Annotated in this window: 11 protein-coding genes; 5 read left to right on the top strand and 6 right to left on the bottom strand. The window is 47.9% G+C overall.

Translation table 11 applies throughout. The features are described from left to right. Positions 1-6 precede the first annotated feature (6 nt). The 3 genes from KNQ14_RS01205 (at position 7) to KNQ14_RS01195 (ending at position 4,963) form a co-directional block, all read left to right on the top strand. Positions 7-3,516, top strand: coding sequence for a CDP-glycerol glycerophosphotransferase family protein (locus tag KNQ14_RS01205; RefSeq protein WP_214859330.1), 3,510 nt, complete (start codon positions 7-9; stop codon positions 3,514-3,516). Positions 3,517-3,668: 152 nt separating this feature from the next. After that, positions 3,669-4,352, top strand: coding sequence for a hypothetical protein (locus KNQ14_RS01200; protein WP_035396091.1), 684 nt, complete (start codon positions 3,669-3,671; stop codon positions 4,350-4,352). 74 nt (positions 4,353-4,426) lie between these two features. Continuing rightward, a complete protein-coding gene (locus KNQ14_RS01195) occupies positions 4,427-4,963 on the top strand; it encodes a hypothetical protein (RefSeq protein WP_035396089.1) in 537 nt (178 codons plus the stop codon). 74 nt (positions 4,964-5,037) lie between these two features. Here the strand turns inward: KNQ14_RS01195 and KNQ14_RS01190 are convergent, their stop codons facing one another. Continuing rightward, complete coding sequence (locus KNQ14_RS01190; protein WP_214859328.1) at positions 5,038-5,943, bottom strand: Gfo/Idh/MocA family protein; 906 nt, start codon at positions 5,941-5,943, stop codon at positions 5,038-5,040. Positions 5,944-6,106: 163 nt separating this feature from the next. Here KNQ14_RS01190 and KNQ14_RS01185 point away from each other — a divergent pair, with 163 nt between their 5' ends. Then, positions 6,107-7,318, top strand: a complete 1,212-nt coding sequence (locus tag KNQ14_RS01185) for an SH3 domain-containing protein (protein ID WP_235147599.1) — start codon at positions 6,107-6,109, stop codon at positions 7,316-7,318. A gap of 146 nt (positions 7,319-7,464) precedes the next feature. After that, complete coding sequence (locus tag KNQ14_RS01180) at positions 7,465-8,070, top strand: AmiS/UreI family transporter (RefSeq protein ID WP_035396083.1); 606 nt, start codon at positions 7,465-7,467, stop codon at positions 8,068-8,070. A 239-nt stretch (positions 8,071-8,309) separates the two neighbouring features. Here the strand turns inward: KNQ14_RS01180 and KNQ14_RS01175 are convergent, their stop codons facing one another. From KNQ14_RS01175 to KNQ14_RS01155, 5 genes are read right to left on the bottom strand one after another with little or no spacing between them, the layout of a single operon-like run. Next, a complete protein-coding gene (locus tag KNQ14_RS01175) occupies positions 8,310-9,209 on the bottom strand; it encodes an LCP family glycopolymer transferase (protein ID WP_251138255.1) in 900 nt (299 codons plus the stop codon). A gap of 26 nt (positions 9,210-9,235) precedes the next feature. Continuing rightward, positions 9,236-9,979 carry a hypothetical protein gene (locus KNQ14_RS01170; RefSeq protein ID WP_035396081.1) on the bottom strand — a complete coding sequence of 248 codons (744 nt, stop codon included), beginning with the start codon at positions 9,977-9,979 and terminating at the stop codon, positions 9,236-9,238. 23 nt (positions 9,980-10,002) lie between these two features. Then, positions 10,003-11,154, bottom strand: coding sequence for an aminotransferase class I/II-fold pyridoxal phosphate-dependent enzyme (locus KNQ14_RS01165; RefSeq protein WP_251138254.1), 1,152 nt, complete (start codon positions 11,152-11,154; stop codon positions 10,003-10,005). Then, positions 11,151-12,224, bottom strand: coding sequence for a lipid II:glycine glycyltransferase FemX (locus KNQ14_RS01160; protein WP_214859326.1), 1,074 nt, complete (start codon positions 12,222-12,224; stop codon positions 11,151-11,153). Before KNQ14_RS01160 ends, KNQ14_RS01165 begins: the two co-directional genes overlap by 4 nt. After that, a complete protein-coding gene (locus KNQ14_RS01155) occupies positions 12,205-12,825 on the bottom strand; it encodes a sugar transferase (RefSeq protein WP_035396072.1) in 621 nt (206 codons plus the stop codon). The genes KNQ14_RS01160 and KNQ14_RS01155 overlap by 20 nt, the downstream gene beginning before the upstream one ends. Between the last annotated feature and the right edge of the window lie 15 nt (positions 12,826-12,840).

Genomic DNA, 12,840 nt, shown 5'->3' with positions numbered 1-12,840 from the left:
TTTGTTATGAATGTATCACATCTGTTTTTGAGAATGGCACGGTCCGGTAAAACGATCTTACCGAAACGCTCTTCTTCTAAAGAACGGAAGACTAGCAAACAGCAGATCACTCTTATGTCGGACGAACATGCTTTATCCTTATCGGGTCATTTGACCGATCCGGATTTAGTCGTCGAGTCCCTTTGTATTTATGACCGGAATCAGCTCCTCGTCACGGAGCTCGTGAATCATCAAGCACGTTCAACCTTTTTCCGATTCGAATTCAATCCATCCCATATTCACCTTCTGATCGACCACCTCATTCAGCATCAAGACACTCACCTAGAACAAGAAGATTTTTTAGAAGAATCAGCTCTTACACCTGAGACGTTACTGCCTCATGGTCGATTTTCCCTATATCTCAAATATCGTAAACCGCTTGCGGCCATTCCACCGGAAACACTTGAGAAGTGGCAAGAGAGCGGTCTTCCTTCGCGATCGACCATTACTAATGAGTCATATGTACGAGAAATTACATTAGGTCGTTTCTTACGTACTACTATTCCTTCACCACTCTCGCCTCTTTTTGATGAAGCGAAGCAACATCGCGTCTTTTTATACACAGACTTGAAAGGAAACATCCGATTATTGCTCAACAAGGAACCCGTCATTAAGTCACGGCTTCAGATTGATCGGATCGATAAAAAACACTCTCACGAAACACATATCGAAGGGAAACTTTTTTCACGTCATTCTTTTTTAAAGAAAGGACAGCTCATCCTCGTCCATCGTGAAACCGGAGATCGGATCGCACTGCCTGTTGATTGGTTCTATGATCAAGAGGCAAGTCAACGTCGGTTTGGTCTATATCGCTATACGTATCGCACACAGATTGATTGGTCCGCCTTACAATCGGAGCGTCTTCTCCATGAAGGCATCTACGATAGCTTCATGGAACTGACCTACTACCATCGTCTGATTCCTCGCCTCGTCCGACTCGGAAGAGCTCGTTACATCACACGTCATCTCACAACGGAACTTACTGGGCGCAACGCGACACATACGATGCATGTCACACCTTATTTCACTGTCGGTCATCGGAACCTCTCGTTTGAATTAAGTGCGTTCACGAACGAAAATTATCGTTACCTTGAGCATATGATGACGTTTGCCCCTCTCTATCGTCTCTTTGCTGACCGAAAAACATGGTTGATCGGGGAAAGACCTTATAAAGCACAAGATAACGGGTATCACTTTTTCCGGTTCATGCGCGAGCAACATGCAGAACATCCTGCTTACTACATGATTGATCCAAATTCACCTGAGTATGATAAGGTCGCGATTCTTGGAAATACCTTGCCTTTCCGTTCGAAAGAACATATTTATCATTCGTTCATGGCAAGTAAATTCGTTGGAACCCATCATGCCGACTATCTTTATCCCCTTCGCTCACCGCGATTCAAGCGAAAAATGAAAGCCGACCGGATCTTCATTCAACATGGAGTACTGGGCGCTAAAAATATGGAGAATCAGTACGGCAAATTCGCATTATCGTTCGATACCGATCTCTTTTTAGTGAGTTCTGAACGGGAACGTCGATTGGTCATGCAGGATATGGGCTATCGTCAAGACGAGATTCGAATTACGGGGCTCTCACGCTTCGACGCCCTCTTGAACGGTGACACGCCCGTCAAACGGCAAATCTTGATCATTCCGACGTGGCGTTCGTGGTTGCAAACACCTATTCAGTTCTTGGAATCGGACTATTTCGCACAGTACTCCGCTCTTTTAGAACACCCGCGCCTCCATGAACTCGCACACGACCATGATTTGGAGATTCTGTTCTGTCTACATCCGAATATGCAACAGTACGCGAGCCATTTCGAGCGTTTCCCAGTGACCGTCATCTATCAAGGCGAACGGGATGTCCAAAGTTTGTTGAAGGAGAGTCTCTTACTCATTACAGACTACTCGAGCGTCGCCTTTGATTTTAGTTTCTTAGGACGACCGGTTCACTATTTCCAATTCGATGCTCGCAGATTCATCGGTCCGGTCGGTTCGCACCTTGATTTAGCGAAAGAGTTACCCGGTCCCATCTCGACTACAGTCGATGATTTAATCGCTGACCTCGAAGCGACGGCCTCACGTGATTTTGCGATGCTTCCGTCTTACAAGGAGCGGGCTGCGGTCTTCTTAAAACCAACAGAACAGTCTTATTCCGAAGATATCTACCAAACGATTCTTGATTACAAACAGCAGCGCCATGTTTGGGAAACGATACAAACAAAAGAAGCATCACTCGTGTTATTCCGACTTTTCCGTCGGAGTCGCTTCTATTTCCCAATCATGAAAATCAGCTATCGCTTGATGAAAAAATTACCGGTACAAGAAAATAAAATCGTGTTCGAGAGCGGGCTCGGTAAACAGTACGGTGATAGTCCCCGTTATATCTATGAAGAATTGCGTCGCCTCGGCAGCACCCATCAAGTCATCTGGGTGCATAATAAACGACTCTATCTCGGGGATGATCATGTTAACGTCATCAAACGTCTTTCACCTCGCTACTTTTATCATTTAGCGACGGCCAAGTATTGGGTGAACAATCAAAATTTCCCTCATTACATGACCCGTCGTAAAGAAACGACCTATATTCAAACATGGCACGGCACACCACTGAAAAAGATGTTATTCGATTTAGAGGAAATTCATGGTCGAGACGCCGGGTATGTCGACCGCGTCACCCGTTCGATCCAACAATGGAGTGTGCTTCTTTCGCCGAGTAGTTATGCGACAGCGATCTTTAAAAGTGCTTTCCAGTATGAAGGAACGATCCTTGAATCCGGCTATCCACGTAATGACTTATTCTTTGCAGATGCTACGAAAAAAGTCGACGACTTGCGTGCACAACTGAACATTTCGCCGGATAAGAAGGTCATTTTATATGCTCCTACGTTCCGAGATCATCATGCATTAGGAAACGGAAAATTTTTCTTTGATTACCCGTTCGAATTCAGTCGTGTCGCTGAAGCACTAGGGGATGACTATGTATTCCTCATTCGGACCCATGTACTCGTGACGAAAAAACCGAAAATTCCAAGTGAGTATCGAGAACAGTTCCTCGATGTCACCAACTATCCCGACATCCAAGAACTCTATTTATTAACTGATTTATTGATCACTGACTATTCATCCGTCTTTTTTGATTTCGCCAATCTGAATCGTCCAGTCCTGTTCTATGCTTATGACCTAGAGCTCTATCGCGATACGTTGCGCGGTTTCTACTTGGACTATCAAAAGGACTTACCTGGTCCGATCATTGAAGAGGAACTGTCCTTTTACGAGGCACTGGCGACGATTCCATCTTGGTCGAAGGATTATCAAATAAAGCTCGATCATTTTCGGGAAACGTTCTGTGCGAAAGAGGATGGACTTGCCGCTAATCGCGTAGTACGCACCTACTTCTTGGATGATGCTCCACTCGAAGCGTCCGAGACAGCGGAAGGAATCTTCGTAACGGATCCGTTGAAAAGTACGTAAATGAAACAGTAAAGAACTCATCCATTATCAAGCTGGATGAGTTCTTTTTCATGCTTTGATTACGTTTTCAATTAATGATAAGATGGAAATGATTTCAATAAATAAGATACCGACAAGAAATTGAATTTCATACACTTAGGAGGACTTGTCTTATGGAACGTTGTTCACTTTGCGGAACACCTCTAGGCTACGAGGATGACGCGTGCTCCTATTGCCAGCATCCCGTCATCGCACGGAAGCGTCCTGAAACGGAACCGACTTCATCTGCATTTCGTCCTGTTCTACTATGCATAATCATTTTTTTCGTCTTAATGACCTCGAGTTTATTTTGGTATATGACGAAAGATGCCTCTTCTTCAGAGGTCGTACCTTCTCCAGTCCAGACATGGAGTCTCTCGGAATGGTCAGATGAACAGGTTGCCTATAATCAAACCTATTCGAAAAATAAACCGCCTACATCGTATGATGTATTACGTTTCGTCCGTCAGTATACAGGAACCGTCCCTGAACTCATCACCTTTTCAACACGTTATGATTCGATCGAGACATTCTCTTCGATTCAATATATGTCTTCTCGCGCATTCAAATCTGAACTTCAGGCACTGACCGCTCTACGCCAAAAAGCAACTTCTGCTGCACCACCCCGCATTCACACAGTTGAATTCCAGGATTTTTCATCCGATGGTTCCATCTATGAACTTCGTACGCTAGAAACGTATCAAACGACACAAGGAAACGAGCCTTCATTTGTCACCTATCGCGTGCAGTATCGTATTCAACTGCATACGGATCATCTCCAAATCACGCACACTACACGAACTGAGGTGAAAACATGAGATATACATGGATGCTTCTTTTCTGTTTGATTTTATCAGGTTGTAAAGAGACACCCTCTAACGTTCAAAGGGAAATGGAGAACGATGCCTACACTCAAGTCGTCGAGCGCGCGACAACTGAGCAGGATAGTCAAGCGGCTCAAACGATGGTGAAGTTGGAGCAACAGTTCGCTAGCTATCATTTCAAAGAAGTAATCCGAACTGCCCGTACGATTGAACAGTCTGATTTAGCGCCGGATCACCCGATTCGTGAACGGGCTCAGTTGATTGAACAAACCGCTCAAGAGAAAATCAAGCAAGTCCGGCAGTTTGAAGGAACGTATGAAGTGGAGCGAAGTACTTTCGAAAATGAACCGTTTGAAGGGAGCGGTCGTATCCACGTTTCGTTTGATTCACGAAATACCTTTGTCGCATCCCTTCAATTCGATCACTTCGGAACAGCTGGATCTTTTCGAAACGATACAGAGGTCATTCGATTCGAGCCTGACCTTTCAGCTCGCCTTTTCTTTTCAGAAGGAAGTGTGACCTATCGATTCGTTCGTTCCTCGCTTCGTCTGACCTTCGAAGGACCAGGCGGAAAAAAGACGTATCAGCTTTATGAGGTGACGTGATGGTAGAAGACCCATTCCTCGATTCCATCCATAGAAAAGCCGTACTCTTCTTGATTCCAGAGTACGGCTTTCGTTTATCTCATCACATGTTGATAGATGTGATGACAGAGTTCATGAGTTTCTAAACTATCTGAAGCCGTGACGGACGCAGACGGCTCACCCGCTATCGTTTTCAAGAATGCATCAATCAAGGCAATGAATCCTCTTCGACTCAATGTCGATTCCCAGTTATCTAGCGGATAGACAAGCGTTCCTTCACTCGTTTGTCGTTCGTGCATCGTCACGTCTGTAGCGATCCGCTTTTCATACGGTCCCATCACTTCTACCCGCTCTTCCGTGATACCATTGTTCCGGTTCATCACTCCGATGGCAGTAATTCCATTTGATTCGAATTGGATCGTAACGTGATGCAACCCACTCGTATCCTGCTTACTCCGGATATGCAGGTTTTCGATTTTTCCACGTCCCGTCAAATAGCGCAGCGTATCCGCAACATGGATGAAATCATCAAACAAAAAAGGTTGCGCGCCCTCAACAGAAGGCGTTCGATTTTTTTGCATGATGATCATATTCGGGGATTCAACTTCTAACAGGCGACGATGTGCGGACGCGAATCGTCGATTGAATCCTGTAATGAACGGGACCTTCTTTTCCTCTGCCAATTGAACCAGCTCCCGAATTTCCTCGATGTTCATCGAAATCGGCTTATCGACGAATACAGGAACCCCTGCTTCGAGTGCTTGCTTCGCTTGTGTTGCATGCGCTTTTGTTGCGGAATGAATCATGACAGCATCCATTCCCTCTGACAACGCCGCTTCTAAAGTCGGAAACGTACCTGAAAAACGATACATCGATTGCCATTTTTTCGCTTTTTCCTCTTCGCGCGAAATCAAATGAATGTCCACGTCTTCTCTTGCGGCATATACAGGTAAGTATGCTTTTTGTGCGATATCTCCGATACCTACTACGGCTAATTTCATCTACTATCTCCTCCATTCATCTGCTCCATTATTCCCTTTTCATCACTATTATATTCGAATGCATCAATTTTTTTGAAAACAAGTGAATTTCCTTTTTTTGTTTTATGATGAATCTATATTTTCAAAAAGGAGGGAATGATTTTTTATGAAGCCATTTTTTCGAATGAGTCTGATACTCCTGATCCTGTTTACACTTTTCCTACCAGCTTTACCGGCGCAAGCTGCCAGTTATCAAGTCGTCGTCACATCCAAATCCGGAGGAAATATTCGTTCTAAACCAAGTACGAGTTCCTCTGCAACTATCGTTCGCCTCGCTGCGTATCAATCGAAATTCACAGCAGTATCGTATTCGAACGGTTGGTACAAAATCAAAGATGGCGGCACATACCGTTATCTGTCCAATCAAGTCGCAAAAAAAGTGACCGGTCCGAGTACATATGCTCTCGTCGTCACCTCTAAGTCTGGCGCGAACATTCGCTCCAAACCAAGCACGTCCTCTAGTAAGACGATCGTTCGGCGTGCTGCTTACAAGAGTGTGCTACAAGCAGTCTCCTATTCCAAAGGATGGTATAAGATTAAAGACGGAGGAAAGACACGCTACGTTTCCAATCAAGTCGTCCGAAAGAAAACAGCAGCTAGTAAATACCCGGTTGCCTCTTTACGCTATTTTCAACTCGGTTCTACTTCCTATATTACGACGAAACAAAGTAATGTCCGACGGTATCCGGCAAGTACGACCAAGTTGTTGACTGCCATCGTCGGATACGAAGTAGCCGCTCGAAACGGTACACTGGATCAACCTTTTACGCTCACGTATTCCATGATTTCAGTACCGTATGGTAGCAGTGTGGCGAGTTTACGCTCGGGAGATCGTGTCACGATGCGCCAACTCTTGAATGGCATGTTGATTCGCTCGGGTAATGATGCCGCTAAAGCGATTGCCGTTCGGACCGCGGGTTCTGAATCAAAGTTCGTTTCGTTAATGAATAGTCGTGCTCAAGCACTCGGCATGACAGCAAGTCATTTTTCTAATCCACATGGTTTTCATGAATGGAATCACTATACGACAGCTGCCGATATGCAAAAACTCGCGAACACATACGCGAATTATAGCTACCTGATTACAGTAAGCGGTCGAAAATCATATAAAGCAAGCATCAAAGGACCTTACGCTCGGACGTTAAAGTGGTATCACACAGATAAAACCTTACCTAAGGAACCTCGTATTTATGCGAGTAAAACGGGATATACTCCTGAAGCGAACAATACGCGCGTCTTTTTCCTTAAAAAGGGGAATGTCCGTTATGGATTGGTCACACTCAAAGGTACTCCCACTCAAACGGAAACGACACTCCGCTCTGTCTTGAAACAATAATTGCTCAATCAACAACCTGATTCCCTTTCCGGGAGTCAGGTTATTTTTCATTTTGTCTCTAAAATTATGCTTGCGCTGAAAACGAATTCATCTTAGAGTTAAGTTTAGAATCAGACGTCTGACGTCTTAATGAAGGAGAGTTTTACGTGGGAAATGTCAGTTTGTTATTTGGGGGCGTCGCGCTCTTTTTAAATAGTTTGACCTTGTTCGGAAAAGTCGATCTCCGTAGCGCGGGTGTCTTCAGTCTCATCACCGGTTTATTGCAGACGTTCATCGCAACCTATCTCGTCATCGGTGCCGCTGGCGATCCAGCGTTGACGTTCGGATACGCGAGCATCTATCTGTTTGCCTTTACGTACGTTTACGTCGGGATCACGTTCTTGTTTAATCTCGACGGGAGCGGGGTCGGTTGGTTTTCCTTGTTCGTTGCGATTGCCGCCTTGTTTTATGCGTTCGTCAGTTTCACGACGAATGACATCATCGGTGGTGTGACGTGGTTGTTCTGGGCGTTGCTCTGGAGCCTGTTCTTTCTCGGAATGGGAATGAATCGCCCGATTGATGCAATCACTGCCCGTGTCGCCCTCGTCTTGAGCTGGTTGACATTAATCGTACCGGCACTGATCGGGCTTCGATTCGGCTACTTCAGTTCAGCGTATCAATGGTTATGGAGCGGTGCTGCCCTTCTGACTACCGTCTATTTCCTCTATACGATGATGAAATTCTCGATGCTTCGGACGATCCGGTCGTCGTGATACGCTCATCGATTCATCAAAAAAAGATGTCCATTTTCGGTTATGAATCGGAGATGGACATCTTTTTTTGTTTTATTTGTAGTATACGTCAAACGAAAAGCAAAATAATTTGTTCGCTCGACATCGCTTCCTAGGGAAAAACAAGCAAGAGTGACCCTGCAGCGAAGCGAAGCGGCACGATGCTTGTCCCAGGAAAACGATGCGAGACGAACAAAGCATACGCTCGTTCTTGCCTCATGTCATTCCAATGCTTCCTTTAGTTGAGCTTGAACTTCTTTCAACGACTTATCCGTCGGATGCCAGTAGTAGATTCCGTCCGATTCGATTCCCCCTTTCCCGTCGAGTGATAAGGTCTCGACATTTCGTAAGGCATCCCGGTAATCCGTCGCGACGGTCCGGGCAACGGAAAATGGTACGTTCGTCTTGACGTTTTTCCCGAGTGCGTCGAGGACAGCATTGAAGCGACGAATCGAGAAGTCCTCCGTCATCTTATCGGTGACCGCCTGAACGACTTGCCGTTGACGGATCTGTCGTCCAAAGTCACCGCGTGGATCATCATAGCGCATCCGCGCATAGGCAAGTGCTTCTTTCCCGTTCAGCGACAGTTCCCCTTTTGGAAATTGCATCTCATAATATGAGAAATTGATATCGTTCTCGACGGTGACACCATCGACGGCATTAACGAGATCCGTGAACCCTTCTAAATTGATCTCTGCGAAATAGTCGAGTCGGATATCCAGCAGATGACTAACCGTGTCGAGTGCCATCTGTGGACCACCGAAGGCATACGCATGATTGATCTTATCGTTCGATCCATTGCCGATGATTTCTGTTTTCAAATCACGCGGGATACTGATCATTTGGCTCTTATTCGTCTTCGGATCAATCGTTACGACGATGATCGTATCACTGCGTCCTGTCTCGTTTTTTCGTTGATCGACGCCGAGTAATAAAAAGGAGAGCCCTTTTTTCTGTTCGACGGCTTTCTCTGTCTCGACGCTCGCCTTGACTGGCACTTGGACTTGAACTTCTTTCATCGTCTGGCTCGCTTTATGGTACACATACCCGCCTGAACCGAAGAGAAGGAGCAGGCATATCCCCGTCAGTGTCAACACGATCCATTTCCACTTCTTCATCATCCATTCCCCTTTTCTTCGATCTGAATTCAGGACGGTCTCTGCGCTTCAAGTACGAGCAACGCATTGCGCCAGCTACCGAACAAAGCGGTGATGACGCCGATGCTTGGCGCATCACGTCCGATGCTGAACCGTTGGTAACTTGCGATCGTCAGATGTTCCGTTTCTTTTGCAGCTGCGGCGAGCACGTCGAGTACCTCCTCTTCCCGCCAGCGTTTTCGCGGAAATTCGATGCCGATGATTTCAAGGGCGTTTGACCAAGAGCCGTACCGGCGAGCAATCGTTGCGACGGTCGGACGATTTTGACCAGCCGCCCACTTCGTGTAGGTCTGGCTCGTCAAGACCGGCAAGGCACCTTGCGCTTCAAGTAATGACTCGATGATCCGTTGTTCCATTTCCTGGATGCGTTCCTTTAAGATATCCGCTTCTGACAATGCCTGCTGCCACGAGTTGAATTGATGGACGATATCCGTCAGGCTAGGTGCTTGCTTTTGTTGCGCCCATTCGCGGTACGTCGCGCTCGTGAAAGGATCGAGTTCCTCCCGTGCCTGACGCAAGGCGTCAATGATTTCCGATTTCGTGAACGTCAAGCGGGCTTGTCCGATGCCAGCTCGTTCCAAGGCGATCTGCCACGACCCAAACAGCATCAGGATTTCCGCGACGCTTGGATGAGTGGTGTTCAATTGCCAGCGGAAATAGGTATTGGCCGTCAATTCATTCTTCCCGTTCGCAGCGAGACGGAGTGCGTGGATCGCTTCCTCCATATCGCGCATGACGATGTCCCCTTCCCATATATTCATGACTGGACGTTCCGGCGTACGTTCGTCTGTAAGGTATGACGAACGTTTCGGATGACGACGGCTTGTTCGGTGAACGTCATTTGTGAAGCAGACGGGAGGCAGATTCCGTCTTCAAACAGACGACGGCTGACATCCATCCCTTCTGCTGTGATGAATGGTACGTCGCGATAGACGGGCTGCAAGTGCATCGGTTTCCAGACCGGACGGGACTCGGCATTCACCTGTTGTAGCGTCTGGATCATTTCGTCGCGTTGCACTTGACCGCCTGGTAAGAGAAAAGCACTGAGCCAACGGTTGGCGAATGTTCCGGTCTGCTCGACTTGCGACGTGACGCCGTCCGGCGCAAAGGCACGATCGTAACGATCAAAGATTTTTCGCCGTGCATCGACGCGTTGATCGATGACTTCGAGTTGACCGCGTCCGATCCCAGCAGCGACGTTGCTCATCCGGTAGTTGTAGCCGACTTCCGTATGCTCGTAATGGAGGACCGGTTGTCTCGCCTGTGTCCCGAGATAGAAGGCACGTTCGATCAAGACTGGATCATTTGCGACGAGCATTCCACCACCTGACGTCGTGATGATCTTGTTGCCGTTGAAGGAGTAGATCCCGAACGTCCCGAATGTCCCCGTCATCCGCCCGTTGACGCGTGTTCCAAGTGACTCTGCCGCGTCTTCGATCAACGGAACATCGTACTCTTCACAGAGCGCAGCGATCTCCTCGATTTGTGCCGCGACTCCGTATAGATGAACGACGATGACGGCTTTCGGAAGTTTTCCTCGCGTTGCCGCCTGGATCAACGCGCGTCGGAGTGCGACGGGTGACATGTTCCATGTCTCCTCTTCCGAATCGATCAGGACGGGACGAGCACCGACGTAACGAATCGGATTCGTCGAAGCGATGAACGTCAAGGACTGACAGAAGACGTCATCCCCCGTCGTGACACCAAGCGTCGCGAGTGCCAAGTGAATGGCTGCCGTACCACTGCTCGTCGCAAGCATTGCGCGAGCTCCCGTGTAGGCTTGCATCTCTCGTTCGAAGGCGTCGACGTTCGGTCCAAGCGGTGCGACCCAGTTCGTCTCGAGTGCTTCCGTGACGTAACGTGCTTCTTGACCACTTAAGTGCGGAATGGAGAGCGGGATGTGTTTCATGATGTTTCCTCCCTTCGAGGTGACAGCTGACGGAGCGGCGTCCGGTAGATCGGGAACCACTGTCCTGTCTCGATTTCCGGATGTTGTTGTTTGATTTGTCGCGCGAGCCGGTCATAAATCGTCGGATCAAGAATCGATGTCCCGAGTCCAAAAAATGTTCGATTCGCTTCACCAAAGGATCGTTTGTAGGCGAGTAAGCTATCTGCATCGGATCGTGTCGTTCCGCCACCGAGATGTAACGCTTGAAGACCAGCTTGTTTTGCCCAGCGAATCATCTCCGCGAATAATAGATGATTCGGGCGAAGCGACAAGTAGGCAGGATCTGAAGCACCGAGATGATAATGTGCGAACTGGCGACCCGTCAGGACGATGCACCCAGCGATGATCCGCCCCGCTTGTTCGGCAAGCAACAGGACATTTTTGATCCGTCCTTCAGCGAAGTGATCGAAGTAGGTCTGATCAAAGTAATACCGCGCATCGGCTTGATGTTTATCCATCGTCATCTGATAGAGACGGGCGAAGTCGCAGTACTCTTCCGGACGTCCGAGGCGAATCGTGACGCCTTCGCGGCGTGCTTTCCGGATGTTACGTCGCGTCATTTGCGAGAATCCACCTTCGATTGTCTCGAACGGATCCGTCAGCTCAAGTGTCACCGTCGGCTGCAAGATATCCGTTTGATGGCACCAGTGTTGACCGAGTTCCTGATTGTGTAGCAAAGGGTGGAAACGAACCGTCTCGGTGACGATTCCGGTTTCACGACAGTACTGTTCGAATCGCGCGCGGGCTTCGCGAATCTGATCAAGTGACCAGATACCCATGAAATAAGGACCACCATAGCCGTACGGCGTCGTGATGTCCTCAAAGCGTGTGCCTGGAATCGGTCGCCGCAAGTACGGATAGATCAACGCCCCAAACTCCGTCGGATAATAAAATAATTCAGGAATCTCATCGGGCCCCTTCGCAAGTTCGAAGTAAGCATGTTCGTAATAACAATCGAGTTGATAGGTCGCGACAAGTGCGTCCCATTCGCGTGGATCCCGAATCAACCGTTCATCGCTTAGCGACATCATGGGGAACACCTCCGTCGAGACCCTTGAACTCACCCATGCCGGTCTGGTGAGCCGTCGAGTTCCCTTCTGACGAGATGACCATTTTGAACGTCTTGAATAGGATGTAGAGATCCAGTCGGAATGTATGATTGGCTGCATACCATTGATCTTGCTCGAGGCGTTGCTGCCACGTCGTTGCGTTACGACCGTGAATCTGTGCCCAGCCTGTCAGACCAGGTAAGACATCGTGTCGTGCCATCTGCTCCTTCGTATAGTGGTTCAAGTAGCTGACGAGCAACGGACGCGGTCCGACGAAACTCATCTGTCCGCGGAGGATGTTTAAGAACTGCGGGATTTCATCAAGGCTCAAGCGACGAATCCACTCGAGCGATGCCGGAATCCGGTCCGCATCCGGAAGGAGTTTCCCTTCGGCATCCGTTTCATTCGTCATTGTGCGGAACTTATAGATCTTGAACAATTCTCCCTTATAACCAGGGCGGACTTGATTGAAGAAGATCGGTCGTCCAAGCTTCGTGTAGATGACTAAGGCGACGACGGCGTAGACAGGAATCAAGATGAGGATGGCGATCAGACTAACCGTGAAGTCGAATGTGCGTTTCATGATGACGTCCTCCTT

This window comes from Exiguobacterium sp. s161 (assembly GCF_018619045.1).
Taxonomy (GTDB): domain Bacteria; phylum Bacillota; class Bacilli; order Exiguobacteriales; family Exiguobacteriaceae; genus Exiguobacterium_A; species Exiguobacterium_A indicum.
Note: the sequence above shows the minus strand (reverse complement) of the source record. Positions and strands in the feature narration are given on the sequence as shown.

Excerpts from the sequence above, each read along its gene's own strand:
- KNQ14_RS01205 (WP_214859330.1), top strand. The coding sequence starts at position 7 with ATGAATGTATCACATCTGTTTTTGAGAATGGCACGGTCCGGTAAAACG.
- KNQ14_RS01200 (WP_035396091.1), top strand. The coding sequence starts at position 3,669 with ATGGAACGTTGTTCACTTTGCGGAACACCTCTAGGCTACGAGGATGAC.
- KNQ14_RS01195 (WP_035396089.1), top strand. The coding sequence starts at position 4,427 with ATGGAGAACGATGCCTACACTCAAGTCGTCGAGCGCGCGACAACTGAG.
- KNQ14_RS01190 (WP_214859328.1), bottom strand. The coding sequence starts at position 5,943 with ATGAAATTAGCCGTAGTAGGTATCGGAGATATCGCACAAAAAGCATAC.
- KNQ14_RS01185 (WP_235147599.1), top strand. The coding sequence starts at position 6,107 with ATGAGTCTGATACTCCTGATCCTGTTTACACTTTTCCTACCAGCTTTA.
- KNQ14_RS01175 (WP_251138255.1), bottom strand. The coding sequence starts at position 9,209 with ATGATGAAGAAGTGGAAATGGATCGTGTTGACACTGACGGGGATATGC.
- KNQ14_RS01170 (WP_035396081.1), bottom strand. The coding sequence starts at position 9,979 with ATGCGCGATATGGAGGAAGCGATCCACGCACTCCGTCTCGCTGCGAAC.
- KNQ14_RS01165 (WP_251138254.1), bottom strand. The coding sequence starts at position 11,154 with ATGAAACACATCCCGCTCTCCATTCCGCACTTAAGTGGTCAAGAAGCA.
- KNQ14_RS01160 (WP_214859326.1), bottom strand. The coding sequence starts at position 12,224 with ATGATGTCGCTAAGCGATGAACGGTTGATTCGGGATCCACGCGAATGG.
- KNQ14_RS01155 (WP_035396072.1), bottom strand. The coding sequence starts at position 12,825 with ATGAAACGCACATTCGACTTCACGGTTAGTCTGATCGCCATCCTCATC.